Raw genomic sequence first — 26,800 nt, 5'->3', positions numbered from 1 at the left:
ATCTGTCGAGCTCATCCCGATTCTATAAAGTTAGGATAACGATATTTATTCAACGGTTTAAGCATAAGGAGACATGGCAATGAACTATAAACTGGCAAGCCTGATTGTCCTTTCGACCATCACGGCGGAAGCACACGCTCAAAGCTCCGTCACGCTATACGGCATCATCGCGACGGGCATCGAGTATGTCAGCAATGAAGGCGGCCATAGCGCCGTAGCCATGGTGTCGGGGGCGAACCAGAACAATCGCTGGGGATTGCGTATTGTTGAAGACCTGGGCGGGGGATTGAAGGCGGTCGCGACACTGGAGAACGGTTTCAGCAGCACGACCGGCGAGTTGGGGCAAGGCGGGCGGATGTTTGGGCGTCAGGCGTTCGTCGGTCTGTCCAGCACCCAATACGGTACCTTGACGGCCGGCCGCCAGTATGACGTGCTGTTCGACTACCTGGACCGGATTGAACCGCAGGCATTGGGGCCCGGCCTTGGAACGAGCGTCGGGAGCAACGACAATGTCGAAGGCAACTTCAGGTACAACAATTCGATCAAGTACCGCTCGCCCAACTTCTTTGGCCTGGAATTCGAGGCCCTGTATGCCTTTTCCAACAAGGCCGGCGCCTTCCAGCAAAACCGGGCGTTCAGCACCGGAATCAACTATGCCAAAGGCCCCGTGCAGTTCGCGGTGGCTTATCTGGACCTCGACTATCCGGGTGACGTTCTCAACGCATCGGGGGCCGTCACCGACGACTATTCGGGCGCACCCTTTGCGCTCTTCCATTCGAGTCCGTTGAACAGTCAGGTGGGGGTCCGGCGTCAACGGGTCCTCGCAACCGGGGGCGAATACGATTTTGGCCGCGTGCAACTCGCTGGCATGTATTCAAATGTCCAATATTCGTATCTGGATCACACCAGCCTGCACCTGAATAACGCGGACGCAATCGCGGTCTACGACGTGACGCCCGCGTTGTTCGTTTCCGCTGCTTATCTTTATACGAACGGCGTGTATGGCGGGATCGTCGCCAGTTCACACTGGAATACGGTGCAGGCAGCGATCGACTATTTCCTGAGCAAGCGAACCGATGTCTATCTGTACGCGGACTATATCCGCGCCTCGGGACCGCTGGCGGAGGCGGTAACGTTCCTGAACGCGCCGTCGAGTTCGAATAACCAGACGGCGGTCCTGGCGGGTATACGGCATAAGTTTTAAGGTCCGGCCCATGCGCAGACCGACGTGGACCAGGGTTCCTGTTTTACAGGAGCATTGCCGTTCATTGCTCGATTTGCCGGTTCCAGCGCGAATCCCACTGCGCGCGATGCTCGTTGATCACGTTCCAGTCCACCACCGTCACCTTCTTCACGAGCTGGTCGAGATTGCCGAGGCTCTTTTGCATGTCCGGCGGCATCGTGGCGTTCTGGTTGGTGGGGATCTGCTTGCCGGCGGAAGCGGCCTTGCTCTGCGCGGGCGCGGAGAGCAAGAACTGCGCGAGCTTTTGCGCGAGCTGCGGATCGGGATTGTTCTTCACGACGCACAGATCGACGAGCAGCAGCACGGCGCCCTCTTTCGGGTTCGCGTAAGCGACGGGCAAGCCCTTGTCCTTCAGGTCGCCAACGGCCGTGGGCGTGAGCGGGAAGAGTCCGGCCTCGCCGGTCTGGATCATCTCCGAGAGCTTGGCCGAGTTCGGAATGTATTCGACGACGTTCGGCCCCACCGTGCTCGCCCATTTGGTGAAGCCGGGCTCGACATTGTTCTCGCTGCCGCCCATCAGGCGGTTGATGGCGAGAAAGCCGTGCAGCCCGAAGGTGCTGCTGGAGGCCGACTGGAACACCACCTTGCCCTTGTACTTCGGGTTCGTGAAATCGAGCCACGAGGTCGGCGGCGCCCAGCCTTTCTCGGCGAACAGCTTCGTGTTGTAGCCAATGCCGGTCATGCCGAGCTGCACGCCCGCGCCGATGTCGCCCTTCATGCGCGCGAACGGATACAGCTCCTTGAGCACCGGCGAATCGTCGAGCTTTTCGCACACGCCCATGTTCACCGCGCGTGCCATCACGCCGTCGTCGAGGAAGACTACGTGCAGCTGTGGGCTGTTGCGGTTGGCGAGCAGCTTCGCGAGCACGTCGGAGGATGTGCCCGGCACGACCACCACCTTGACGTTGTTGGCTTTCTCGAAGTCGGGCAGGACCTGGCTCGTGTAAGCCTTCTCCATCGGGCCGCCGTTCATGCCGATATAGATCGTTTTCGTTTGCGCCGAGGCGCACGCGGAGAAGCCGAGGGCGACGAGTGCAGCCAGCGAGGCCAAAGTGCGGGTGAATTTCATCGTATGGACTCCTTTATTTGATTGAGACGGCGGCATGAACAGGGGACTGGGTGAAGCGGCCGATCGAAAATGCTTCGATGGGCGTGCTCGTCGCGCCTTCCGTGACGAGCTCGGCGAGGACTTCGCCCACACCCGGTGCAAGCAGAAATCCGCCACCTGAAAAGCCGAAAGCGTGCACGAGGCGCGGCGTGGTATGGCTGGGACCGATGATGGGGTTGCTGTCCGGCGTTTCGCCTTCCACACCGCTCCACGTGCGAATGAGCAGGGCATCGCGCAATCCGGGCAACAGCGCACAGGCATCGCGCATGACGGCGCGCGTGGTATCGGTGGAGGGCTGCGCGTATTCGCCGTCGCCGTGTCCACGGCCGCCGCCGATCACGCAGTTTCCGCGCTCGACCTGGCGCGCGTAGACGCCGCCGCCATACACGCCCAGGTTGTGCTCGATGAAGCGCGGCAGGGGCTCGGTCACCCACATGTTCGGATAGATCGGCTTCATCGGCACGGTCTCGCCAAAGCTGCGCGCAACCGTGTCGGCCCAGGCGCCCGCGGAATTGATGAGCCAGTCGGCGCTGATACGCTCGTGGCCCGCGCGCATCTGGAAGCGGCGGCCGTCGAAGCTCAGGTCGGCGAGCTCGGTCTGCTCCTGCACGTGCGCGCCCGCGCGCCGCGCCGCCGCCGCGAAGCCGGGTGAGACGAGGCGCGGATTCGCATGGCCATCGCTCGCGCAGAGCGACCCGCCTATCGCGGCCTTGCCGAGCCACGGGTAGCGGCGGCGAAACGCGTCGCCGCTCATGACCTGGGACTCGACGCCGTATTCGCGCGCCATCTTCGACCATGCGTGAAGCGCCTCGATGTCGCTGTCACGGCGCGCGAGCCGCAAATGCCCCGAAACGACGAATTCCCCGTCGATGCCAATGAGCTCGGGCAGCCGGCTCCAGACGCGCCGCGCCCGCACCGCGAGCGGCAGCTGCTCCGCGGGACGGCCCTGGGTGCGCACCCCGCCGTAGTTCACGCCGCTCGCCTGGGCACCGCAAAAGCGCCGCTCGAACAGGCCGACGCTCAGGCCCTTGCGCGCGAGCGCGAGCGCCGCCGATGCGCCAACGAGCCCGCCGCCCGCAATCACAACCTGAAAGTGGCGCGTGTCACTCATCGTGGGCTTCCTCTTCGATGACCTGAACGCCGTCTTCGAACAGCATCGGCGAAATTGGAATCGGCTTGATGGGCGCCTGGCTGCGCAGGCGTCCCACCTCGTGCAGCGGCTTGCCGGTTTCCTCACTCAGCAGCGCCATGGCCGCTTCGCCGCACATGCGCCCCTGGCAGCGCCCCATGCCGATGCGCGTGAGCGCCTTCAGGCGATTGACTTCGCTCGCCAGGCCACTGCGGATGCAACTGCGCAAGGTGCCGGCGTTGACTTCCTCGCAGCGGCAAACGGTCAGTTCGTCGGGCCAACTGGCGGCACAGTGGGCGGGCGGCGCGAACGCCTGCTCAATGCCCTCGCGAAAGCGCGCGATGCGCGCGAGCCGTTTCTCGATCGTCGCGGCGTCGGGCGCATGGCCCGGATAGGCCGAATGGACATCGTGCGGCGGCGCAGCGATCCCGAGGTCTTCGAGCACCGCGAGCGCGGCACGGCGGCCCGCGAGCTCGGCGGCGTCGGCGCCCGCGATGCCCGCGCCGTCGCCCGCGAGATAGACGCCTTCGACCGAACTGCGCCCCGCCGCGTCGCGCTCGGGCAGCCAGCAGCGGTTGAGCGCGTCGAAGGCGAAGCGGCAGCCCGCGAGATCGGCGAGCTGCGTTTCGGGCCGCAAGCCATAACCGAGAGCCACGGCATCGCACGCGAGGGTCTGTTCGATACCGTCGTCCGGGCGCCAGCGTAGGGCTTGCACGGCATGGTCGCCTTCGATCGCCGCGAGCGACACGCCGCGCTCGATGCGTACCCCATGCGCCTTGAGCCAGGCGACGTAGTAGACGCCCTTGGCGAAGGTGCCCGGCTGATTGAGCAGCTTTGGCGCGGCGGCGGCCTGGCGCGCGAAAGGGCTCGTATCCAGCACGGCCGCCACCTGCGCGCCCGCTTTCGCGTACTGGTAAGCGACGAGATAGAGCAGCGGCCCGGTGCCTGCGAGCACGGTGCGCTGACCGATTGCGCAGCCCTGCGCCTTCAGCGCGACCTGCGCGCCGCCGAGGGTGTAGACGCCGGGCAGCGTCCAGCCGGGCAGCGGCACGATGCGATCCGTCGCGCCGCTCGCAATGATCAGCTGCGACCACCGCACGCTGGCCTCGCGGCCCTCGCGCAGGGTGTCGAGCCGCCCGGCCTCGCACGACCAGGCGAGCGTGTCGGGGCGATAGTCGATCTTCGGCACGAGTTCGGCCATGGCCTTGTGGACCGCATCGGCTTTGCTGGCTTCGAAGCCGTAGAGCTCGGCCTTCGTGCGTGAGAAGCCGGCGCCGGCGGCGGGCTGGCGATAGATCTGGCCGCCCCAGCGGGCGTTTTCGTCGATCACGGTGGGGCGCAGCCCCGCGGCCACGAGCGTTTGCGCGGCGCGAATGCCGGCCGGTCCCGCGCCAACGATGACGATGCAAGGAGGCTTCGTGCTCATCGGGCATCTCCGCCGGTAGCTTCGGCATCCTGACTGAATCGGGTCAGTACGCGCATGCCCTCGCGCAGCGGCGTCGAACAGGCGCGCAGCCGGGTGCCGCCCTCGCTTTGGACCCAGCAGTCCTGGCACGCGCCGATCAGGCAGAAGCCCGCGCGCGGCGCGCCGCTGAATTCGCTGTGACGCACGTGCCGCTGGTGGGTGAGGATCGCGGTGAGCAGCGAGTCGCCCGCAAGCGCTTCGACCTCGACGCCATCGAGCACGAAGCAAACGCGTGCGCGTGCGGTTTCGGCAACGCGGACGAACTGGGCAGGGGGAGGCGGCGTGAAGGTGCTCATGACGGGGCGGCAAAGAATCGGGGCTGAATTCAGGAGGATTGCGGGCGGCGTTCAGTGCTGCCCGATCAGGATGCGGTTGAGCCCGTAGACGCGATCGAGCAGCAGCATCGCGCCTGCGGTGATGAAGATGACGAGCGCGGAGACGGACGCCATCATCGGATCGATCGATTCGGTCGCGTACATGTACATGCGCACGGGCAGCGTGACGGTTTGCGGCGAGGTGATGAAGATCGACATCGTCAGTTCATCGAAACTGTTGATGAAGGCGAGCAGCCAGCCGCCCGTGATGCCCGGCACGATCATCGGCAGCGTGATGCGGCGAAACGTGGTCCACGCGTTTGCGCCGAGCGAGGAAGCCGCATGCTCGATGCTGCGGTCGAGCCCGCTCACCGAAGCGAGCACGAGCCGCATCACGAAAGGCGTGATGATGATCATGTGCGCGAGGATCAGCCATGCGAACGAACCCGTTGCGCCGATCAGCGCGAAGAAGCGCAGCAGCGCGATGCCGAGCACGAGCCCCGGAATCACGAGGGGGGACAGCAGCAGCGCGTTCAGGAAGCCGCGCCCGGGAAAGCGTGCGCGGCCAATCGCGAGACCCGCGGGCAGCGCGACGACGAGCGAGAGCGTGGCGGAAGCGAAGGCGAGCTTCAGGCTGTTGAAGAACGCGGTGATGAAGTCCGGATAATCGAGGATCGCGCGGAACCAGCGCAGCGAGAAGCCGTGCGTGGGCAGCGTCAAGGTTTCGTCGGGCGTGAAGGCCACCAGAACGACGATGACGAGCGGCGCCAGCACGAACAGGATGACGAGACTATGGAACGTAAGGGCGAGCAGTCCGTTTTTGCGCATGATGAATGACCTGACGAATTCCTGGGGCCGGGCGATGCAAAGGGGCGCGTGGCCTTAGCCCATGCTGCGGGCGTAGCGCCGTTCGAGCACGCGGTAGTAGGTGAGCATCACCACGAGATTGGCGACGAGCAGCAGCACCGCGATCGTCGCGCCGAGCGGCCAGTTCATCGAGCTCAGGAACTGGTCGTAGACGGCGGTGGCCGCCACCTTCAGGCGCCGCCCGCCGAGCAGGCCGGGAATCGCGAACGCGCTCGCCGAGAGGCCGAACACCATGAGGCTGCCCGAGAGAATGCCTGGCATCAGTTGCGGCAGCACGATGCGGCGCAGGGTGGTGAAGGGCGATGCCATGAGCGAGAGTGCGGCGTTTTCGGTTTGCGGATCGAGCCGCTGCAGCGCGGTCCACACCGGAATCACCATGAACGGCAGCATCACGTGCACGAGCGCGATGACGATGGCGAAGGTCGTGTATTCGAGCTTGAAGGGGCCCGCGCCGAACAGGCCAAAGAACTGGTTCACGAGGCCGTTCATGTTGAGCAGCATGCTCCAGCCAAACGCGCGCACCACGACCGAGACGAGCAGCGGCGCGAGGATCGCGAGCAGGAAGAGCGAGCGCCACGGGTCGCGCATGCGCGAGAGGATATAGGCCTCGGGCGTGCCGATCACGACGCACAGCAACGTGGTGAGCGCCGCAATGCCAAAGGTGCGCAGGAAGATCGTATGAAAGTACGAGGAGCCGAGCACCTCTATGTAGTTGTGCAGATCGAAGGCGGCGATGGGGCCGCTCATGGGATCGAAGCGGTAGAACGTGAGCGCGAACGTCATCGCGAGCGGCACGAGCACGAGCGCGGAGAACAGCAGCAGCGCGGGCGCGCTCATGAGCCACAGCGGGACATAGCCGTGCCAGCCGGCGCGCACCGTGGCGCGCGGCGCATGCTGCGAAGCGGGGAGCGTGCTAGACACGGGCGGCCTCCCGCTGAATGAAGCGGATGGCGTCGCTATGCCAGTCGATGCCCACCTGGTCGCCCTCGGCAAGCGGCTCCTTGCCCTCGTTCTGGCAGCACACGAGCATCTCGCCGGCGCGGCTGTCGAGCCGGTAGAGCCACTGGCTGCCGAGGAAGAAACGGCTCGTCACGCGGCCCGAGAGACGCCCGGAGCCGTTTGCGCACAGCTTGAGCTTTTCCGGGCGGATACACAGCGTGATGGCGTCCCCCACGCCGGCCGCGCGCCCGCGCTCGGGCAACTGCGCCGTCGTGCCGGTTTCCGCGAGGTCGTTGCCGAGATCGACGCGTATCGTATCGCCCTCGCGCGCGACGATGCGGCCCGCGAGCATGTTGGCCTTGCCGATGAACTGCGAAACGAAGTCGTTCTCAGGACGCTCGTAGGCACGATACGGTGTATCGACCTGGGTAATGCGGCCGTTTTCCATGACGACGACACGGTCGCTGATCGAAAGGGCTTCGGACTGGTCGTGCGTGACCATCAGCGTGGTCGTGCCGATCTTGCGCTGGATCGCACGCAACTCGAACTGCATGTCTTCGCGCAGCTTGGCGTCGAGATTCGACATCGGTTCGTCGAGCAGCAGCACGGGCGGCGCAATCACGATCGCGCGCGCGATGGCCACGCGCTGGCGCTGGCCGCCTGACAGCTCGCGCGGGAAGCGGTGCGCGTAAGCGTCGAGGCGTACGAGCGAAAGTGCCTCGCGAATGCGCTCCCGGCGCTGCGCCTTGCCGATGCCACGCATCTCGAGGCCGAAGCTCACGTTCTGCTCGACGCTCATGTGCGGGAAGAGCGCATAGCTCTGGAACACGATGCCGAGGCCGCGCTTGTTCGGGGGCATGTGCGTGATGTCGCGGCCGTCGAGCGTGATGCGGCCGCGCGTGGTTTCCACGAAGCCCGCAATCATCTGCAGCGTCGTGGTTTTGCCGCAGCCCGAGGGGCCGAGCAGCGAGACGAACTCGCCTTGCTCCACCGACAGGTTGATCCCGGTGACCGCCTGCAGGTCGCCGAACGATTTCGAAACATCGGTCAAGGTGAGGAACGACATGGTCTGGCCTTCCAGTGCTTTGAGTGCCTGGGGTGCGCGGGCACCCGCTGAATCGCTTGCCTTGCATGGCATGAGGGCGACTCTAGCCAACCAAATTTTTGGTCGTCAATTTAAAATTCCATCAAGCGAGAGAAATTTGGCATATATTCCGTCAAATGGAATCCTTTGATGTCTTCGAGCCGGAATCATTTCATCAGGTGATCTTGGGGAAACCCCTGAATACGCCGATCCGACCACGCCGGCTTGCGCCTCTGCGTCGATCCGGGCGGCAGAGGCATCCATCTGAGGATTCGTCAGGTATTCCGCTGAATGGAATAAATTGAGGGAAACGTGAGCGTTATGGAAGAGAAAAACGGAACGCAGGGAGACGAAGCGCGCGGCGCTGGCGTATTGCAGCGCGCATTCGCGGTCATCCGGGCGCTGAGCGAGGGCGAGGCGCAAGGCAGCCGCGTGACGACGCTCGCCAAGGCCGTGGGTCTCACGCAGGCTACGGTGCATCGCCTGCTGCAGGGACTGATTGCCGAGGGCGTGGTCGAGCAGGACGAGGGCACGAAGCGGTACCGCCTGAGCGTGGACTTCTTTGCGCTGGCGGCGCAGGCAGGCAACCCGAGCGGCATGCGCTCGCTGTGCCGCCCCGCGCTGCTGCGCCTGTGCGCGAGCCTCGGCGACACGATCTTTCTGCTCGTGAAGAGCAGCTTCGACGCGGTATGCCTCGACATGTGCGAAGGGCCGTTTCCGATCCGCTCGTTCACGGGAGACATCGGCGGGCGCGTGGCGCTGGGCGTGGGCCAGGGCAGCCTCGCGATCCTCGCGTTCCAGCCCGAGGCGGAGCGCGAGGAGATCATCCGGTTCAACGTGCCGCGCCTGCGCGGCTATGGCGTGCTCGACGAGGTCTATCTGCGCACGGAGATCGAGCGCGTGCGCAAGCTCGGTTATGCGGGGCGCAATACCGGCGTGCTCGAGGGCATGGCGGGCGTGGCGGTGCCGATTTTCGACCGCAATGGCTGCGCAGTCGCGGCGCTGAGCGTCGGCACGCTGGCGGCGCGCCTGACCGAGGACCGCTTGCCGACGGTGGTCGAACTGCTCAAGCGTCAAGCGGAGCTCATCGGCCCGCAGACCAATCCATTCGACGTGGCGGTGCGCCGTCCCATGCACGGGCTCACGCGCGCCATGACGACGCAGCCGTTGGCGTAAGGGTCACTGGGACGAACCTGGTTGATGTGACCGGATTGCTCGCGCGATCTTTCGCGCAGGTTGCACATCAGCGCGGAAGCTGTTTGAGTTCCGGGCATAACGTGGCGATGCGCGCGTCCAGGCTTGCGCGCGACGGCACGGGGCGTCCGGCGCCGGCGAACTGCTGCTGGATCTGCGCCGCGTGCTGGCTCACGGACCAGCAGGCCGCGACACGCAGCAATTCGACCTGACATGCGTCGTCGAGCACGTAGTCGGTCGGCAGGTTGCGCACGTCCTTCAGCAGATCGGCGTGCGTCCAGGTCTTCTGGCACGTGCCGCCTCGCGCAACCGGATCGGGGGTGGTGACGTTGATGCTCAAGCTGTCCGCATCGAGGTCCGTGTGGCTCATCGAAACGATCGTGACGCGCGAGAGCAGGTCGTTTGTGGGCGGCGCGGCGACCTTCTTGTTCTTTTCCGGCGTCGCGCGGCGCTGCGCGAGACTCCACAGGTCGCGCCGATACAGGTTCGCGCGCACCTCCTGGATGTCCGGGAGGCGTCCGGGATCGGCGGCAAGCGTCGTGAGCGGACGGCGGCTATCGGCGATCGTGTCGCCGTCGGCGTTGAAGGGCTTGCTCGCGTCGATCTCGACGATCAGCGCGCGACGTTGCGGCCTGTCCGGCGCCACGATCAGCTTGTGCAGGAAGAGCTGCATGATCGATTCGATGCCGCTGTTGTCCGTGATGCCGCCGTCGATGAAATGCAGATAGCCCTTTTCGCCGCTCACCCGATACGCCACGGGTCCCACTACGACGGGAAAGGCACCCGAGAGCGCGACCGCTTGCGCAAGATGGATCGTGCCGGATTCGACCGTCTTCACGCCGCCGGCGATGGCGATCCAGTCGAAGCCTTCGGGCGTCAAGGGATCGGAGGCATCGCAGCTGGTGAGCGAGGCGAGCTCGCTGGCGCGCATATGCTCGCCCTCGGGCGCGAGCACGTCGCGGATCAGCTTCTCGGTGTCGACGCAGAAGCTGCTGCGCGGGATCGTCGTCATCACGAAGCGGTGGCCCGTGTCGTAGTGCGTCGTGTTGAAAATCAGGTAGGGGTGGTGCTGGCGGGATTCCAGCTCGTTCAGATCGGCAAACGTGATGTCGTGCAGAAAGGCCGCGTCGATCGCACTCGATAGCCGCTGGGCGTTCGAGGCGCTGAACGCCGATCCCTCGCCGCCTACCAGCGCGTCGCGCCGCCAGTCGTGATTCATCATCACGTGCCAGGCCGTGAAGAAGGCGTTTATCTGCTGCGCGGTTTGCCGGTCCGTCTCGTTGGGTGGGGACTTCACGAGCACATCGAAATCTTGTGGCGCGGCAACGGGATACCCGACGCCGAAGTACGCGTTAGCGAAGCTCCCGCCCGAGACGCTGGAAAGATAGCCGATGGTCCCGAGAAAGCTGCTGACGCCGGTGCCGGACGGCGCGTCGACCGGCAGCGATCCAAACAGGTCGAGGACATACGACGCGAAGATCGCCGACCGGTTGCCCCCGCCCGAGAGTCCCACGCCAACGAGGGGATCGCTCGCGGCCAATGCGTGTGCGTGGACGGTATCGCTGGTTGCCTCGTACTGCGTGAGGCCCGGCGTGAGCTCCGGCGTGCCGCATCCGGAGACAAGCGCGATCACGATGCCCGCAAGTCCCGCCCATTGTTGCAGCCGACGGTACGCGTTCATGGTTGCTCTCCATTGGCCTGCACGCTCGCGGATGGCGCGCCGCCGCAGAACGTCATCACCTGTTGCGCGAGGGCCTGGGTCGTATTGCCGACCGTATCGATGCGGGCCAGCTTGCCATCGAGTTGCGGCGCTGATATGCATGCGCTGGCTGGATATAGCTCGCTCACGCACGCGGTCGACGTGCTTTCCGGAGTATTGCTTCGGATGGCTAATTTAATATGTTTGATGACGTTGTTGAAACGAAGACTTAAAGAATTAAGGAATCTGCTTTCCTCATTCTTTTTATCTGCGGAATTTCGCCGACGCAAATCCCCTTTGTGCGTTTGCGCACATACGCAGCCTTGCGCCCGGATTTGACCGCTATTTCGACTACTTCGCGTAGATGGGCATCGACACGGCCGCCGCCGAGCCGGACGGCGGGCGACAACGTCGCCGCCCCGGCGGTTGCGATGGACGCCGAAGCGCCCGTGGAAGGAGAGGGGTGATGCCTTACTGCGGCAAAGTTTCGGGGAAAACCGGTTCGCCGAGGTTGAGCATCAGCCGGTTCGCCCATGCGAAGATCGACACCGAGTGGATCAGGTCGAGGATCTCCGCGTCGTCGAGACCGGCATCGCGCAGCGCGCGAAGCTGCGTGGCGTCGACCGTCCCCGGTTGCTCGGTAAGCGCGATCGAGAATGCTACGATCGCGCGTTCGCGTTCAGTCGTGCCGGCGCTGCGCGGCTCGTCGAACACCTGCCGGATCACGTCGTTGCGCTTCGCGAGTTGCTCGAAGCGCTGCGCGTGCACCGAGGCACAGTACACACACCCGTTGATACGCGAAACGACCGTGGTCGACAGCTCGCGCTCCGCGCGCGGCAGCCCGCCGGGTGCATACATGATCGCGTTGAATGCGGCCGAGCGCTGCCTGAGAATTTCGGGCTGATGCACGAGAAACAGGTAGTAGTCCGAGACTTTGGCCTTGGGGTGGCTTTCCTCGAGCACGGCGATCTGCTCCGGCGTCGCGTGTTCGAGGTCGACCACGTCGAGCCAGGCATCCCAATCGAGCGATTCGTTGGTGAAGCCGTGCGAGCGGATAAGGTCGGTCATGTCGTCGTCTCCAGTTGATGCAACGCCTGCAGGCCCGCGACGACGCGCGTCTGGTAGGAGAGAAATGCAATCAGCTGCGCGAGCACGACCACGGCGGGCGTCGTCAGCCCGGCGGCGGGCAGCGTTTGCAGCGCGGCCTGGTCGCCGGCCACCGGGTTCTCGATCAGCGTGCGCGTGAACGTGAGGATCGCGCGCAGCCGCCTGTCGGCGATAGTGGCGATATCGTCGGGCGTGCCGGTTTCGACCGCCGCGCGCGCAGCGGCGTCGACGCCATGCCGTTCGAGCGCTTCGCGATAGTGCGCGAAGAGTGTGGCCGACGGCGTGAGCCGGCTCGCGTAGCACGCAACGAGCAGCCGTTCCGCGAGTGTCAGCCCTTCGATTGCGGGGTCGAATAGCGCGTCATGGCTCTGCTGGGTCGCCACCGCGACTTTGTCGCGCCGCTGCCGCAGCGCGTGCGTGGCCGAGCCGGGCGTGAGCCCGGCAAGGCGATCGATCAGATCGGCGCTCTCGCCGTCAACGGTCTGTGTCATGAGTATCCCCGGAACGTGAATCGGAAGAGGGCGCGCAGGCCGCTGGCACGTCCCGCGCGGCACGCGCGGCTTGCGTGGCGACGGCGCGCGCAAGAAAGGCCTGCACCGCGGCCCATGACTGTTCGTCGGCGCGCGCGTTCGCAGCGGGCTCGCCGCCGCCGGTGCTGACCCGGCCCGACACGGGATGCGCGTAGACGAGCTGGGTGGTCGGCACATAGGGGAACACGATTGCATGCCCCGCGTGCTCGAAATCGAGATGCTCGACCGGATGCGGATGACCGTGCGCCGCGAGCCGCTCGGCGACCATGCGCGAGTAGCGGCTCGACGGCCACGACCCGTCGTCCCCGGCCGAGAGCAGCATCACCGGCCCGCGAATGCGCTCGACGCGGATGCGCGCGCGCTCGACCGCGTCCGGATCGTCGAGCGCGGTGAGCATCGCGCGGGCGTGCCGGTGGGGCGGGGGGCCTTCGTCGTACGGCGCCCAGCTCGCGGTGCGGTTGTTCTCCCAGATGTGTGGCAGCGGCTTGCCGTTCAGCAGCCAGGTCGGGCCTTCGCGGCCGGTGGCCGGATCGGCCGCGTTCTGCGCGCTGTGCACGAGCGCGCTCGGCACGTAGCCGACAACGGCCGACACGAGGTCCGGGAAAGTCGCGCCGAGCAGCAGCACGAGTTCGCCGCCGCGCGATTGTCCGGACAGCGCGACGAAATCGTGCGCGGGACGCACCGTGTCGCGCAGCCAGCGCAGGCCGTGCTCGAAATATTCGAGCGGCGTGTTCGAGATGTAGTCCGGCAGGCCCGGCGCCTTGAAGTAGCCGAGCGCGAAGGCCGCATAGCCGCGCGAGGCATAGAGCGCCGCGCGCGGCTCGTTGATGCCGCCGCCCGAGCCGTTGAGCACCATGACGGCAGGATGCGGTCCCTCGCCGGGCGGCAGATAGAGCGTGCCGACGAGACCCTGCTCGCGGATCTCGCGGCGCGTCACGCCCTCGGCCGCGAGCCGCTGCGTGAATCGTGCGGACACCGAAGCGTCGCCGACGCTCGCGCTCAGCGTCGTCACGAGCGGGGCGGTGACCGGCGCCGGGAACACGTCGCGGCTCTTGCCGTCGACGGGCGTCTGCGACCACACGAGTCCGAGCGCCGAGACCTCCGCGTAGCTGCCCGATACCGGCGCGTCGCGCGACAGGTCGACCACGCCGTCCGCGTCGGCGACAAAGGTCGCGTCGGCATGCCAGAGCGCGCCGTGCGCGCGCTCGGTGCGGCTCGCGATCGTCACGCGCGCGCCGGCGGGCGCACCGTGCAGCACGATGCGGCGCGGCACGTCGATCAACGCGTCGGCGGGCATGACGCTGAGCGAGAGTGCGGGTGCGCCGCTCATTGGCCGACCTGCGTGACCTGCATCGCGACGGTGCGGTCGCTCGTGTACGGCGACACCTTCAGGCCTTTGCGCGCGGCCCACACGTTCTGATAGTGAAACAGCGGAATCACGCCGACGTCGTTCGTCACGAGCTCGACCGAGTGGCGCAGGATCGCCTCACGCTTGCCCGGGTCGAACTCTTCGGTCGCCGCGTCGAGCGCCTGATCGACGGCCGGATTGCTGTAATGCCCCCAGTTCGACGCGCCGAGTCCCTTCTTTGCGTCGACGGTGGCGAGCACGTTCACGAGCGCATAGCTGGCCTCGCCGGTGCCGTTGCCCCATGCGAGCATCGACATCGCATACTCGTTCTTGTCCGCGCGGCTCGCGTAGATCGACCACGGCACCACATCCACCTGCGTCTTCACGCCGATGCGCATCCAGAACTGCGCGACCGCCTGAGCGGTTTCCGGCCCTTGCGGATAGCGGTCGTTCGGCACGTGCATCACGAGCTTGAAGCCGTTCGGGTAGCCCGCCTCGGCAAGCAGCTTTTTGGCCTGCGCCGCGTCGAACGGAATGTCCTTCACGGCCGGGTCATAGCCGAACGTGTTCTTCGGCATCCACTGGTTCGCGACGCTCGCCGTGCCCTGCATGATGCGCGTGACGATCGCGTCGCGGTTGATCGCGAGCGACAGCGCGCGGCGCACGCGCACGTCGAGCAGCGGGTTTTTCGGCAACGGCTTGCCGTCGTTGTCGGTGATGTCGGGATTCGGGCCGTCGCGGAAGCTCGGCTGCAGCAGCATCACGCGCAGGCCCGGATACGGATAGACGGTCACGTTCGGCGCCTGCTTCAGGCGCGCAATATCGAGCGCCGAGACCTTGTCGATCACGTCGACGTCGCCCGCGAGCAGCGCGGCCGTGCGCGCGGCCGCGTTGTTCACGTAGCGGTAGTCGACCTTTGCCCAGAGCGGCTTGCCGTCCCAGTACTGGTCGTTGCGGATCATCTCGACGCGGTCGCCCGGCGTGTACGACACGAACTTGTACGGCCCGGTGCCGATCATCGCGCGGCCCGAGTTGTAGTCGTCGGTCGTCGACTTCTCGCCGATGTGCTTGCTGACGATATGGACCGACGCGAGGTTCAGCGGCAGGTCGGGGTTCGGGATAGTCGTCTTGATGACGAGCGTGAGCGGATCGGGCGCGCTGATCGAGTCGATCGTGCGCAGATAGCCGGCGAACGTCGCGACGCTGCCCGGCACATTGCGCGCGCGCTGGTAGGAGAAGATCACGTCGGCGGCGGTGAACGGCGTGCCGTCCTGCCATTTCACGTTCGGGCGCAGCTTGAACTCCCAGGTCTTCGCGTCGAGCGGCTTCCAGCTCACCGCGAGGCCGGGCTGCAGCTTGTTCCACTTGTTCTCGACGAGCAGGTCCCAGAAGTGCAGATCGTCCGAGCGGTCGCCTGCATGGTTGTTGAGCTGCGGGTCGAGCGACGACAGCGGGTCGGCGAATGCGATGCGCAGCGTCTGCGCATCGGCGGCCATGCCGGCCGACAGCAGCACCGCGGCGACGGATGACAGCAGGAGACGTTTCATGTCGGAGGATCCTGTGAAAGGGGAGTGCCGGTTTGTCGAAAAGGGGGAGATCAAGCTGCGTCGTTCAGATGGCATGCGCTCAGGTGGCGGACCGCGATGCCGCGCAGCGTCGGCGCCTCGGTCTTGCAGCGCGGCATCGCGTGCGGGCAGCGTGGATGGAAATGGCAGCCGGACGGCGGCGCGAGCGGGCTCGGCAACTCGCCGTTCAGGGCGGCGAAGGTCTTGTGGCGCACGTCGATGCGTGGAATCTCGGCGAGCAGCGCCCGCGTATACGGATGATTCGGGTGCCGAAATATTTCGTCGGCAGGCGCGCTCTCGACAATGCGCCCGAGATACATGATGACGACACGATCGGACAGATGCTCGACCACGCCGAGATCGTGGCTGATGAAGACGTAAGTGAGATTGAGCTGCTCGCGCAGATCCATGAAGAGATTCAGGATCTGCGCCTGGATCGACACGTCGAGCGCGGCGACGGCTTCGTCGCACACGAGCAGCTCGGGCTGCACCGCGAGCGCGCGGGCGATGCCGATGCGCTGCCGCTGCCCGCCGCTGAACTGGTGCGGATAGCGGTCGCGCAGCGCGGGATCGAGCCCGGCGCGCTCGAGTTGCGCGCTCACGTAGTCGTCGAAGCCCGCGCGGTCGGTGAGGCCGTGCACGCGCGCGCCTTCGCCGACGATGCGATCGATGCGCAGGCGTGGATTGAGGCTCGCATAGGGGTCCTGAAAGATCATCTGGGTCTTCAGGCGCGCGGCCCGCCGCTCGGCGGCGGACAGCGTCTCGGCGCGGCGGCCCGCCAGCCGGACCTCGCCTTCCGAGGGGGCGAGCAGGCCTGCGAGCAGCCGGCCGAGCGTCGATTTTCCGCACCCCGATTCGCCGACGAGGCCGATCACTTCGCCGCGCTGCACGGCGAGATCGACCTGGTCGATCGCGTGCACGACGGCGGGCGGGTGGGCGAGCCCCACGCGTTCGAGCAGCCGCGCCGCGGGGTTCGTGCGGCGCTCGCCGAAGCGCTTGCTCACGCGGTTCAGCGCGACGAGCGGCGGTGCCGCGTCGGCCGCATGGCCGCGAGGCGTCGCCGGGACAGCGGGCGCGGGGGAGGCGAGGGGCGCGCCGGAATGGCCGCGGGGCGTGCTCATGCGGCCTCCCTGGCGAGCTGGGCGGCGCCCGGATGGAAGCAGCGGACGAAGCGGCCAGGCTGCGTCTCGGTCAATTCGGGGCGCACGCCGCAGGCCGCGCTCGCATGCGCGCAGCGCGGCGCGAACGCGCAGCCGGCCGGCATCGCGAGCAGGTTCGGCGTCATCCCGGGAATCTGGCGCAGCCGTTCGCCGCGCTGGTTCAGACTCGGCAGGCTCGCGATCAACCCGACCGTATACGGGTGCTGTGGCGCGTCGAGGACCGCATCGACAGCACCGTGCTCGACGATCCGGCCCGCGTACATCACCGCGAGCTCATCGGCGAGCCCGGCGACGACGGACAGGTCGTGCGTGATCCAGATCAGCGCGGTGCGATGCTCGCGCACGAGCTTCTGCACCTCGCAGAGGATCTGCGCCTGGATCGTCACGTCGAGCGCGGTGGTCGGCTCGTCCGCGATGATGAGATCGGGGCGGTGCAGCATGGCAATCGCGATCGCCACGCGCTGCCGCATGCCGCCCGACAGTTGATGCGGATACGCGCGCAGCCGCTCGTCCGGGCTCGGAATGCCCATGGCGGCCAGCGCGTCGCGCGCGAGCTCGCGCGCCTGCGCGCCCGACACGCGCCGATGCGCGCGCACGGCCTCGGTCATCTGCGCGTCGATGCGCAGCACCGGGTTCAGCGTCATCATCGGGTCCTGGAAGATCATCGCGATGCGGTTGCCCTGCAGATGCCGCCGCTCGCGGGCCGGCAGCCCGACGATATCGCGCCCCTGGAACAGGATCTCGCCGCCGGCGATGCGGCCCGGCGCGTCGACCAGACCCATGATCGAGAAGCCCGTGACCGACTTGCCGGAGCCCGATTCGCCGACGAGCCCCATGATGCGGCCGGGCGCGAGCGTGAACGACACGTCGTCGACGGCCGTGAGCGTGCCGGCGCGCGTGTCGAACTGCGTACGCAGATGGCGGACCTCGAGTGTCGGGGGCGAGGACGGTAACGAGGACTGCGGCGCGCTCATTTCTGGCTCCTCGGGTTGAACAGGTCGCGCAGGCGGTCGCCGACAAGATTGATCGCGACGATCGTCACCAGCAGCGCGAGGCCCGGATAGAGGCTGATCCAGTACTCGCCGGAGAGCATCGTCTGGTAGCCGTTGGCGATCAGCAGGCCGAGCGACGGCTCGGTGACGGGCACGCCGAGCCCGAGGAACGACAGCGTCGCCTCCAGCGTGATCGCGCGCGCGACCTGCAGCGAGGCGACCACGATGAGCGGCGGCAGGCAGTTCGGCAGGATGTGTCCCACCACGATGCGCCAGCCCGGAATCGCCTGGCAGCGCGCCGCCTCGACGTAGTCGCGGCGCGTCTCGACGAGCGCCTGCGCGCGCGCCGTGCGCGCGAAATAGGCCCACTCGAGCACGATCAGCGTGAGCACGACGTTGCCGATGCCCTTGCCGATGTACGCGAGGATCATCATCGCGACGAAAATCGACGGGAACGACAGCAGCAGATCGACCATGCGCATCATGAGCGCGTCGACCTTGCCGCCCGCATACGCGGCCACGAGCCCGAGCAGCGTGCCGATGATGCCGGCCGCGAGCGCCGAGCCGACGCCCACGCCGAGGCTGATGCGCAGTCCGTAGACGATGGCCGAGAGCAGGTCGCGGCCCTGGCCGTCGGTGCCTAGCCAGTAGGTGAACGTCGCCGCGCCGTTCGCGGAGCCCGGCGGCAGCCGCGCGTCCATGACGTCCAATTGCATCAGGTCATAGGGGTTTTGCGGGGTGATCCACGGCGCGGCGAGCGCGGCGGCGACCAGCACGACGAGCAACGCGAGTCCGAACAGCGCGCTTTTCGAGCGCGCGAACTCGCGCATGGCCCGGCGCCACGGCGATTCGCGCCGCGCCGGCGCGGCAGCCGCGCGCGCGGCCGGTACGGGAGCTTGTGGAGCGGACATACTCATGCGGCAGCCTCCAGGCGCACGCGCGGATCGAGCCAGCGGTACAGCAGATCCACGATCAGGTTCAGCGTCACGAACATGGACACCACGACGATCAGATACGCGACGATGACGGGCCGGTCGAGCGCGTTGATGCTGTCGAGAATCAGCTTGCCGGCGCCCGGCCACGAAAACACGCTTTCGGTGACGACCGAGAACGCGATCGTCGAGCCGAACTCGATGCCGAGCACCGTGACGAGCGGAATCAGCGTGTTGCGCAGCACGTGGACGAGCACGAGGCGCAGCGGCGAGAGCCCCTTGGCGCGCGCGAAGCGGACGAAATCCTGCGGCAGCACCTCGGTCACGCCCGCGCGCGTCAGGCGCAGCACGAGCGAGATATTGAAGAGGGCGAGGTTGAGCGCGGGCAGGATCAGATGGCGCAGCCCGTCGAGCGTCAGGAACGACCACGCGACGCCGAACACGGGCACCGTCGCGCCGCGCCCGCTCGCCGGCAACCAGCCCAGATGGACCGAGAAGGTCATGATCAGCATCAGCCCGACCCAGAAGGTCGGCAGCGAGAAGCCGACGATGCTGCCCGCCGTCAGCAGCCGCGCGAGCGGATGCTGCGGGCGCAGTCCCGCGAAGAGCCCGAGCGGAATGCCAATCGCGATCGCGATCAGGAGCGCCGCGCACGCCAGTTCGAGCGTCGCGGGCAGGCGTTCGAGGATCAGCCGGATCGCGGGCACGTTGTACACGAAGCTGTTGCCGAGATCGCCGTGCAGCGCGCCGTTCACGAAGGCGAGGTACTGACGCCACAGCGGCTGGTCGAGGCCGAGCCGCGCGATGATGCGGGCGCGGTCGATCTGGTCGACGTCGTCGCCGATCAGGATGTCGACCGGGTTGCCGATCGCGTGCAGGCCCACGAATACGACGACGGTCATCAGCCACAGGACGACGACCGCCTGCAGCATGCGGCGCAGGATCCACGCGCTCATGGCAGGCGCTCCGGCTCGGGGAGTGCGGCGGGTTCGGCGGGCGCAGCGGGTGCGGCGGGTGCTCCAGCCGGCGTCCATTCGTCGCCGAACACTTCGGGCTCGGCGAACGCTTCGAGATTCGCGTAGTGCAACTCGATGTCGTCGCGATAGAGCGCGGCCGCGAGCCCGAGCGAGAGGCGCTTCGCGCCGTCGCTGACGGCCGGAATGTCGCCGGAGAGCGCACCGTGCGAGAGCGTCGCCGGCGCGCAGAAGCAGTGGATGCGCTCGAGCCCTGGGCACGCGCCCGGGGTCTTTTCGCGGAATTCGAACGCCGGGCCGAGGTCGGGCGAATCGGCAAGCTCGCGGTCCTCGTCGCCGGCGGCCGGCGTGTAGCGATCGCTCCAGGTGCGGATGTGATGCGCGAACGGCGCGAATTCGGGGCGGCTGGCCGGATCGATGCTGAAGCCGGTCGCGAACACGAGGAAATCCAGCTCGAACAGGCCGTTCGGCGTGCGCACGTGCAGCGCGTCGCCGGCGACGGCCGCGTCGAGGATCGGCGAGCCCAGATTGAAGCGCGCGTTCGCGTGGCGCGACACGCGCAGCGTGCTGCCGCGCGGCGGCGGCACCTGCTGCACGTTGATGTAGTGGCGGATGCGCCATTTCCACGTGTCGGGCAGCGCGGCATGGCCGTGCGTGAGCCCGGGGTTGCCCGCGCCCTTGCCCTTGTTCACGCGCGGGATGTCCGCGCGGCGAATCAGCAGGTCGACCGAAGCGGCGCCGGCCTCGAGCGCGGTTGCGGCGCTGTCCATGGCCGATGCCCCCGCGCCGACCACGCCAACGCGCTTGCCGCGCAGTGCGGCGTAATCCATCTCGTCCGACGAATGCGCCCAGAAGCGCCGCGGCAGCGCCTGTGCGAAGGCCGGCACGCTCGGGCCGCCGAGGCCGTCGCGTCCGGTCGCGAGCACCACGTGGCGCGCGTACACGACGTCGTCGCGGCCCGCGTGCGATACCGACAGCGCGACGACGCCATCGTCATGCGGCACGATCGACGTGATGCGGTGATCGTTGCGCACGTCGAGGCCGAGCACGTCGCGATACCAGCGCAAGTAGTCCATCCACTGCAGACGCGGGATCTTGTCGAGCGCGCTCCAGGCCTCGCCGCCGAACTGCGCCTCGAACCACGCGCGGAACGTGAGCGCGGGCAGACCGAGCGCCGGACCGGTCAGTTGCTTGGGCGAGCGCAGCGTCTCCATGCGCGCGGTCGTCGCCCACGGGCCTTCGAAGCCTTGCGGCGACTGGTCGAAGATCACCGCGTCGACGCCGAGATGCACGAGCGACGCGGCGGCCGCCAGCCCCGCCATGCCGCCGCCGACGATCGCGACGCTGACGACGGGCCGGCCGTCGTGCGTGCGCGGCGGCACCCACGATCTGGCGGGCAATTCGAGCCAGGCGAGGTCCTCGCGCAGGCGCGCTTCGAGCGCCGCGAGGCCTGCGGGGCGGTCGGTCGGGCGGTCGGTCGGACGGTCGATCGGCGGGTTCATGGTGACGGGGTTTCCTTCGGATCGGGCAGGTCGCCGTAGAGCGACTGCAGGACTTGGGCATGTTCGCCGGGCGCATGCCGGACGAAATCGGGGAGCAGCGCGCGCGCGGCGTCGGCGAGCGCATCGACGAACGCGGCCGCGACAGCCGACAGCACTTTCGTGTCGCGCGTGACGACCCCGAAGAAGAACGGGATGCCGGCGTCGATCGGGCGCACGGCGACATCGGGGAGCGGCAGGCCGTAAGCGGTCACGGGCTCGAGCACCGAGAGGCCGAGCCCGGCCCGCACGGCGGCGAGCGCATTCAGCGACGAGTTGGTTTCGATCAGCGCCGCCGGCGCGATGCCCGCGCTCGTGAACGCGTGATCGAGCCGGCGGCGCAGCCGGTACGGGTTCTGCATCGTGACGATGCGGCGGCCGGCGAACGCAGCGAGTGGCACGCGCGCGTGGGCGGCGAGCGGATCGTCATGGCGCAGCACGGCGACGCAGGCGGATTCGCCGATCCAGTGCACGGCAAGCCCGCGATGCTCGAGCGGCAGGCTGGTCACGCCAATGTCGGCGGCGCCCGTCAGCACCTCGTGAACGACCTGTTCGGGCGACATGCTGCGCAGCTGGATCTTCGGCGCGTCATGCGCGGGACCGGGCAGGGCGAGCGCCGCGGGCAGGAGACCGGCCGCGAGCGCCGACGTCGCCGCGATATGCAGCGGGCGCGTGTCGCCACGCGCGATCTCGCTCACGCGGTCACGAACCTGCTTCATGCCGGCAAGCATCCGCTCGACGTCCTCATACAGCAGGAAACCCTGCTCGGTGGGCGAGACACGCGGGCCGTTACGCGTCAGCAGCGAATAGCCGATCTCGGCCTCCAGATCCTGGATCAGCCGCGTGATCGCGGGCTGTGAACGCCCGAGCAGGCGGCCGGCCGCGGTGATGCTGCCCGTAGTCATCACGGCAGCGAAGGCTTCGAGCTGGCGAAGTTCCATGAGTCAGTTGGGGAGGCGGGCCCGCTCTTGAATGCGATTTATGCATTCTTAACCTTCAAGAATGCAAAACACAAATACTAAATCTGCATGTTGATATATCGCAACGTGAAAACAGATAGGTGGCCTTGACTCGCAAACGCAGCGTTCGCGCGGACAGCTACCGATATTTAATCGGAATTAGCGGATAAATATTCGCGATAGTGCGATGGATGTTATTAAAAAAGCGCGCTCAAATGGCGTCATTCGACCCAACGGAGAACACCATGGAACTCACGCTCGCCGACACGCTTGCCGCCACGCGCCAGCCGTCGTTTCGTCTGTCGCCGCACCCGCATCATCATCGAATCGTCCACGTGAGCGCCGAGCGCGATGCGCTTGCCGCCTTCCTCGAAGACGCCCGGCTTGTCGACGTCCAGAACCTCGAGTACGTGCCGTACATGCGCTATCACCTGGCGGACCTGCTGATCAAGCGCGTCGGCAACGCGTTTGCGCGAACCCTGGTCGACCTGGTCAAGAACCGCGACCACGGCGGTTTCACCATCGGCCTTCAGGGGCTGTCGCAGGACGCTGCCGACTACGTGAGGTTCGGCACGGCGGTCGGCCACATCCTGGGGCCGAGCAATCACGATTCGATGTCCGGCACTTACTACGCGCGCTTCGTCGTCAGGCATACCGACGACAGCGACTCCTATCTGCGCCAGGCCTACCGCCTGTTCACGATGCACACCGACGGCACGTTCGTCACCGAGGCAACCGACTGGCTGCTGATGATGAAGTTTGCCGAGCAGAACGCGATTGGCGGCGAGTCGCGCTTCCTGCATCTCGATGACTGGGAGGAACGCGAGCGCTTCGTGAACCACAGGTTCGCCACCCGGCCGTTCCTGTACAAGGCGCCGGGTTCCAAGAACGTCAGCGACAGGGTCGAGCGTCCGGTCTTCTTCCAGAGCGAATTCGGTTTGTCACTGTCGTTCATCGACCAGTTCGTGCAACCCGCGAACCGGGAAGAGGCCGCTTATTTGCACGATCTTTCGGCATCGATGGAGGCTTCGGCGGGCACGAAGGAAGTCGTCCTGCCGGCCGGGGACCTGGTTGTCCTGAACAACTATTTTTATCTCCACGGCCGCGCGCCGTTCGAACGCAACGAAGCGCTCTTTCGCGAATTGATGCGGCAGCGAGGCACCTTCGCTCAATGACGCAGGCGCCGCCCGATCCGGCAGGCAGCCTGCGTGCCAGGGTGCGGGCGCGCGCGTTCAGCCTTTTGAAGCATCAGATTGTGGAGAGACAGATGGAAGATCACCTCGGCGCCGCGGACCTGCAGCCGCTCCCGCGTGCCGCGCAGAATGGCCAGGCCGCGTACGGTGTGAAGCAGGATGCGCCGGCGCGGCTTCGCAAGATCCTTTCGTTGGCCGATTTCGAGGGGGCGGCGCGAGGCTTCCTGCCGCGCCCGCTGTTCGGCTACATTTCCGGCGCCGCCGAGGACGAGCTGTCTCTCGGAGCGAACCGGACCGCCTTCGAGCGCCTGAAGTTCCGCCCGAAGGTGCTGGTCGACGTCGCACGCCGCTCGCAGGAAACCACGCTCTTCGGCCGCCGCTACGCGTCGCCGTTCGGGATCGCCCCGATCGGGATCAGCGCGCTCTCCGCGTATCGCGGCGACATCGCGCTGGCGCAGGCCGCACAGGGCGAGAACATCCCCGCGATCATGAGCGGCACCTCGCTGATTCCGATGGAAACCGTCCATGCGGCCGCGCCGGACACGTGGTTTCAGGCGTATCTGCCAGGCGATGCCGCACGCCGCGATGCGCTGATCGACCGGATCCAGGCTGCGGGCTTCGCGACCCTCGTCGTCACGGTCGACATCCCCGTATGGGCGAACCGCGAGAACAACGTCCGCACCGGCTTTTCTTTGCCGCTGCGGCCGTCGCCGCGCCTGGCGATGGACGGCCTCGTGCGGCCCCGGTGGCTATGCGGCACGTTCCTGAGGACGCTGATCAGGCACGGCATGCCGCATTTCGAAAACTCGTTCGCCACGCGCGGCGCGCCGATGCTGTCCGCGTCGGCGATCCGCGACACCACGGGCCGCGATCACCTGTGCTGGGCGGACATCGCCCGGATCCGCGCGCGCTGGCGCGGCAACCTGGTGATCAAGGGCATCCTGCACGTCGACGATGCACGTCGCGCGGCGTCCATCGGTGCGGACGGCATCATCGTCTCGAACCACGGCGGACGCCAGCTCGATGGCGCGGTCGAACCCTTGCAGGTGCTGCCGGAGATCGGCGATGCCGTCGGCAACGACCTGGTCGTGATGATGGACAGCGGCGTGCGGCGTGGCGCCGATGTGCTCAAGGCGCTCGCGCTCGGCGCCCGCTTCGTGTTCCTCGGGCGCCCGTTCATGTATGCGGCGGCCATTGGCGGCGCAGCGGGTGTGCGGCACGCGATCGGCCTCCTGCGCGACGAGGTCGACAGGAACATGGCGATGCTCGGCACGCGCTCAGTGGGTGAGATCACCCGCGACGCGCTCGCCTGAGGACACGGATCAAGCCGCTGCGTGGCTGGAGCGTGCGAGCGGCGCTCTCACGAAAGCGCGTACGGCGGGGGAGAGTTCCCGCCGTCTGCTTGCCAATGCGAGGTGGACGGGAAACGCGAAGTCCTCGATGGGCTTGTAGCAAAGGCCGGGCTGCGTGATACAGGACATCGATTCGGGCACCACGGCGACGCCATAGCCGGCGGACGCCAGACTGAGCCCGGAGATGAAGTCCCGGACGCGATAGTCGAGGAAGGCCGAGAAACCGCCCGCGGCGCCCAGCGCGGAGAGCACCTCGCCGAATCCTTCGTCCTCGTCGAATTGGGGCGAAATGAAACTCTGGTCCTTCAGGTCGCGCGCAGTCAGCTTGCGGCGTGCCGCTAGCGGATGCGTGTCGGCCATCGCCACCATCAGGTGCTCGGTATGGACGATCGTGGCCACAATGCCCGGCGGATATTGGCGCCTTGGCCGCACGATGCCGATATCGATTTCGCCGCCGTCGAGCGCCTGAAACTGGCGTGGCGTCTCCATCGGCACGACGTCGACGCGCACGTTCGGATGCGATAGACGGAAATCGCGCAGCATGCCGGACAGTGCGCCGCTGGAGACGCCCGACGCCACGTAGCCGATCCGGACAATGCCCGCCAGGCCTCTGGCCGCGAGCCGCCCTATCTGGTCCGCGCGTTCGATATGCCGCAATGCCGCTATGGCTTCGGCATGGAAGAGACGCCCGGCATCGGTCAGCGTGACGGGCTGGCGCTTGTTACGGTTGAGCAGGCGCACGCCGAGGTCTCGTTCGAGGCGCTGAATCTGGGCGCTCAAGGCGGACTGGGCGACATTCAGGCGATCGGCTGCACGTGCGAAGTGCAACTCCTCGACCACGGCAGTGAAGTATCTGAGTTGACGAGCGTCGATCATTTAATCGGAGACCGTGCTTAAAGATGGGCAAGCGCGGAAAAAATACTATCAAAAAAAAGCTGAGGGAGCCCAGCGTTGCCCGCACAGCGACTACCTGGTGCATCCCCCGATGCCTGCGATGCCACTGCGAACCTCTGTGTTCGTGGCATGGCTGCACGAGAAGCGCAGCGGCGGAGAGACGTCGATGCGACTGAGGCGTTCAGCGGCCTCGACGGTCGACGCGACTGCGTGCGCCTTCAACGCTCGTGTGGCGCGTTAAAGCGATCCACCAGCGCGGTGAGCAAATCGATTGGCAATGGGAACACGATGGTCGAGTTCTTGTCGGCGGCGATGGTGGTGAGCGTCTGCAAATAGCGCAGCTGCATGGCCTGCGGCTGCAGCGCGAGGCGCTGGGCGGCCTGCAGCAATTTTTCGGACGCCTGCAGTTCGCCTTCGGCATGGATCACCTTCGCGCGGCGCTCGCGCTCCGCCTCGGCCTGGCGCGCAATGGCGCGGATCATCGTCTCGTTGAGGTCCACGTGCTTGATCTCGACGGTGGAGACCTTGATGCCCCAGGCGTCGGTCTGCGCGTCGAGCGTCTTCTGGATATCGGCGTTGAGCTGGTCGCGCTCGGCGAGCAGCGTGTCGAGCTCATGCTTGCCGAGCACCGCGCGCAGCGTGGTCTGCGCGAGCTGGCTGGTTGCTTCGAAGAATTTGGCCACCTGAATCACGGCCTTTTCCGGATCGACCACGCGAAAGTAGACCACGGCGTTGACCTTCACGGAGACGTTGTCGCGTGTGATCACGTCCTGCGAGGGCACGTCGAAGACGACCGTGCGCAGGTCGATGCGCACCGCCTGCTGCACGACCGGGATGATGAGCACGAGCCCCGGCCCCTTGACCTTCCAGAAACGGCCGAGCATGAACACCACGCCGCGCTCGTACTCCCTGAAGATGCGGATGGCCGAGAAGGCGAGCAGGATGGCCGCCACCATCAAGATGCTCGTGAAGCCGAAGGTGTAGCCGATCATGGATGACCTCCCTGACGCGCTTCGCGCGCTTGTTGTTCGTTTGCGGTTTTTCTGCCCCATCGGCCGCGCTTGACCGGCAGCGGCGGCGCGTCCTCGAGCGGCGCGACGCTCAGCACGAGGCCCTCGCGTGCCGTCACGCGCACGCGGCTGCCCGCGGCGAGCGGCACGGCGCAGGCAACGTGCCAGCGCTCGCCGCGCACGAGCGCCCAGCCCGAGGCCAGA

Annotated in this window: 27 protein-coding genes; 4 read left to right on the top strand and 23 right to left on the bottom strand. The window is 66.8% G+C overall.

The genetic code is table 11. The features are described from left to right. Positions 1–79: 79 nt before the first annotated feature. Positions 80–1,204: a porin gene (locus BO1_RS07135; RefSeq protein WP_043284027.1), complete on the top strand. Its 1,125-nt coding sequence runs from the start codon at positions 80–82 to the stop codon at positions 1,202–1,204. Between the two features lie 61 nt (positions 1,205–1,265). Here the strand turns inward: BO1_RS07135 and BO1_RS07130 are convergent, their stop codons facing one another. From BO1_RS07130 to BO1_RS58870, 8 genes are all read right to left on the bottom strand, one after another. Beyond that, on the bottom strand, positions 1,266–2,312 hold the full coding sequence (locus tag BO1_RS07130; protein WP_028216975.1) for an ABC transporter substrate-binding protein: 1,047 nt from the start codon (positions 2,310–2,312) through the stop codon (positions 1,266–1,268). A gap of 13 nt (positions 2,313–2,325) precedes the next feature. Continuing rightward, a complete protein-coding gene (locus BO1_RS07125; RefSeq protein ID WP_028216974.1) occupies positions 2,326–3,462 on the bottom strand; it encodes an NAD(P)/FAD-dependent oxidoreductase in 1,137 nt (378 codons plus the stop codon). After that, the gene (locus BO1_RS07120; RefSeq protein WP_028216973.1) at positions 3,455–4,906 is read right to left on the bottom strand and encodes an FAD/NAD(P)-dependent oxidoreductase; all 1,452 of its coding nucleotides are present in this window, start codon (positions 4,904–4,906) and stop codon (positions 3,455–3,457) included. The genes BO1_RS07125 and BO1_RS07120 overlap by 8 nt, the downstream gene beginning before the upstream one ends. Then, on the bottom strand, positions 4,903–5,241 hold the full coding sequence (locus BO1_RS49965) for a (2Fe-2S)-binding protein (protein WP_043284026.1): 339 nt from the start codon (positions 5,239–5,241) through the stop codon (positions 4,903–4,905). Before BO1_RS49965 ends, BO1_RS07120 begins: the two co-directional genes overlap by 4 nt. 51 nt (positions 5,242–5,292) lie before the next feature. Beyond that, positions 5,293–6,087: an ABC transporter permease gene (locus BO1_RS07110; RefSeq protein ID WP_028216972.1), complete on the bottom strand. Its 795-nt coding sequence runs from the start codon at positions 6,085–6,087 to the stop codon at positions 5,293–5,295. 54 nt (positions 6,088–6,141) lie between these two features. Next, positions 6,142–7,047 carry an ABC transporter permease gene (locus tag BO1_RS07105; RefSeq protein WP_028216971.1) on the bottom strand — a complete coding sequence of 302 codons (906 nt, stop codon included), beginning with the start codon at positions 7,045–7,047 and terminating at the stop codon, positions 6,142–6,144. After that, positions 7,040–8,131 carry an ABC transporter ATP-binding protein gene (locus BO1_RS07100; RefSeq protein WP_028216970.1) on the bottom strand — a complete coding sequence of 364 codons (1,092 nt, stop codon included), beginning with the start codon at positions 8,129–8,131 and terminating at the stop codon, positions 7,040–7,042. Before BO1_RS07100 ends, BO1_RS07105 begins: the two co-directional genes overlap by 8 nt. A gap of 105 nt (positions 8,132–8,236) precedes the next feature. Beyond that, positions 8,237–8,413 (bottom strand): hypothetical protein, encoded by a 177-nt coding sequence (locus BO1_RS58870; RefSeq protein ID WP_156992166.1) that lies wholly within the window; start codon positions 8,411–8,413, stop codon positions 8,237–8,239. Positions 8,414–8,470: 57 nt separating this feature from the next. Here BO1_RS58870 and BO1_RS07095 point away from each other — a divergent pair, with 57 nt between their 5' ends. Continuing rightward, positions 8,471–9,325: an IclR family transcriptional regulator gene (locus BO1_RS07095; protein WP_028216969.1), complete on the top strand. Its 855-nt coding sequence runs from the start codon at positions 8,471–8,473 to the stop codon at positions 9,323–9,325. 67 nt (positions 9,326–9,392) lie between these two features. Here BO1_RS07095 and BO1_RS07090 read toward each other — a convergent pair whose 3' ends face one another. From BO1_RS07090 to BO1_RS07035, 12 genes are all read right to left on the bottom strand, one after another. Next, positions 9,393–11,024, bottom strand: a complete 1,632-nt coding sequence (locus tag BO1_RS07090; protein ID WP_028216968.1) for a patatin-like phospholipase family protein — start codon at positions 11,022–11,024, stop codon at positions 9,393–9,395. Next, a complete protein-coding gene (locus BO1_RS60135) occupies positions 11,021–11,191 on the bottom strand; it encodes a hypothetical protein (RefSeq protein ID WP_167338317.1) in 171 nt (56 codons plus the stop codon). The genes BO1_RS07090 and BO1_RS60135 overlap by 4 nt, the downstream gene beginning before the upstream one ends. 322 nt (positions 11,192–11,513) lie before the next feature. Then, positions 11,514–12,110, bottom strand: coding sequence for a peroxidase-related enzyme (locus BO1_RS07080; protein ID WP_028216967.1), 597 nt, complete (start codon positions 12,108–12,110; stop codon positions 11,514–11,516). After that, positions 12,107–12,640: a CMD domain protein gene (locus BO1_RS60970; RefSeq protein WP_028216966.1), complete on the bottom strand. Its 534-nt coding sequence runs from the start codon at positions 12,638–12,640 to the stop codon at positions 12,107–12,109. Before BO1_RS60970 ends, BO1_RS07080 begins: the two co-directional genes overlap by 4 nt. Continuing rightward, positions 12,624–14,009, bottom strand: a complete 1,386-nt coding sequence (locus BO1_RS49960; protein WP_084687796.1) for an acyl-CoA thioesterase/bile acid-CoA:amino acid N-acyltransferase family protein — start codon at positions 14,007–14,009, stop codon at positions 12,624–12,626. Before BO1_RS49960 ends, BO1_RS60970 begins: the two co-directional genes overlap by 17 nt. After that, positions 14,006–15,574, bottom strand: a complete 1,569-nt coding sequence (locus BO1_RS07065; RefSeq protein WP_028216965.1) for an ABC transporter substrate-binding protein — start codon at positions 15,572–15,574, stop codon at positions 14,006–14,008. The genes BO1_RS49960 and BO1_RS07065 overlap by 4 nt, the downstream gene beginning before the upstream one ends. Positions 15,575–15,624: 50 nt before the next feature. After that, positions 15,625–16,713 (bottom strand): ABC transporter ATP-binding protein, encoded by a 1,089-nt coding sequence (locus tag BO1_RS07060; protein WP_084687795.1) that lies wholly within the window; start codon positions 16,711–16,713, stop codon positions 15,625–15,627. Further along, complete coding sequence (locus tag BO1_RS07055; protein ID WP_028216963.1) at positions 16,710–17,726, bottom strand: ABC transporter ATP-binding protein; 1,017 nt, start codon at positions 17,724–17,726, stop codon at positions 16,710–16,712. Before BO1_RS07055 ends, BO1_RS07060 begins: the two co-directional genes overlap by 4 nt. Beyond that, a complete protein-coding gene (locus BO1_RS07050; RefSeq protein ID WP_407669912.1) occupies positions 17,723–18,655 on the bottom strand; it encodes an ABC transporter permease in 933 nt (310 codons plus the stop codon). Before BO1_RS07050 ends, BO1_RS07055 begins: the two co-directional genes overlap by 4 nt. Before the next feature lie 2 nt (positions 18,656–18,657). Continuing rightward, a complete protein-coding gene (locus tag BO1_RS07045; protein WP_028216961.1) occupies positions 18,658–19,632 on the bottom strand; it encodes an ABC transporter permease in 975 nt (324 codons plus the stop codon). After that, positions 19,629–21,152 (bottom strand): flavin-containing monooxygenase, encoded by a 1,524-nt coding sequence (locus BO1_RS07040; protein WP_043284023.1) that lies wholly within the window; start codon positions 21,150–21,152, stop codon positions 19,629–19,631. The genes BO1_RS07045 and BO1_RS07040 overlap by 4 nt, the downstream gene beginning before the upstream one ends. Beyond that, complete coding sequence (locus tag BO1_RS07035) at positions 21,149–22,129, bottom strand: LysR family transcriptional regulator (protein ID WP_028216959.1); 981 nt, start codon at positions 22,127–22,129, stop codon at positions 21,149–21,151. Before BO1_RS07035 ends, BO1_RS07040 begins: the two co-directional genes overlap by 4 nt. 263 nt (positions 22,130–22,392) lie before the next feature. Between BO1_RS07035 and glaH the strand changes: the two genes are divergently transcribed. Further along, complete coding sequence (gene glaH / locus BO1_RS07030) at positions 22,393–23,322, top strand: glutarate dioxygenase GlaH (protein ID WP_028216958.1); 930 nt, start codon at positions 22,393–22,395, stop codon at positions 23,320–23,322. A 92-nt stretch (positions 23,323–23,414) separates the two neighbouring features. Continuing rightward, positions 23,415–24,653: an alpha-hydroxy acid oxidase gene (locus BO1_RS07025; RefSeq protein ID WP_043284081.1), complete on the top strand. Its 1,239-nt coding sequence runs from the start codon at positions 23,415–23,417 to the stop codon at positions 24,651–24,653. A gap of 9 nt (positions 24,654–24,662) precedes the next feature. Here BO1_RS07025 and BO1_RS07020 read toward each other — a convergent pair whose 3' ends face one another. From BO1_RS07020 to BO1_RS49955, 3 genes are all read right to left on the bottom strand, one after another. After that, positions 24,663–25,568, bottom strand: coding sequence for a LysR family transcriptional regulator (locus BO1_RS07020; RefSeq protein ID WP_028216956.1), 906 nt, complete (start codon positions 25,566–25,568; stop codon positions 24,663–24,665). Positions 25,569–25,804: 236 nt separating this feature from the next. Further along, complete coding sequence (locus BO1_RS07015; RefSeq protein ID WP_028216955.1) at positions 25,805–26,578, bottom strand: slipin family protein; 774 nt, start codon at positions 26,576–26,578, stop codon at positions 25,805–25,807. Beyond that, positions 26,575–26,800, bottom strand: a 226-nt coding sequence (locus BO1_RS49955) for an NfeD family protein (RefSeq protein ID WP_043284022.1), incomplete at its 5' end; no start/stop codon positions are given. The genes BO1_RS07015 and BO1_RS49955, both read right to left, overlap by 4 nt.

Origin of the sequence: Paraburkholderia oxyphila NBRC 105797 (assembly GCF_000685075.1) — a bacterium.
Taxonomy (GTDB): domain Bacteria; phylum Pseudomonadota; class Gammaproteobacteria; order Burkholderiales; family Burkholderiaceae; genus Paraburkholderia; species Paraburkholderia oxyphila.
This window is presented reverse-complemented; position numbering and strand designations above follow the sequence as displayed.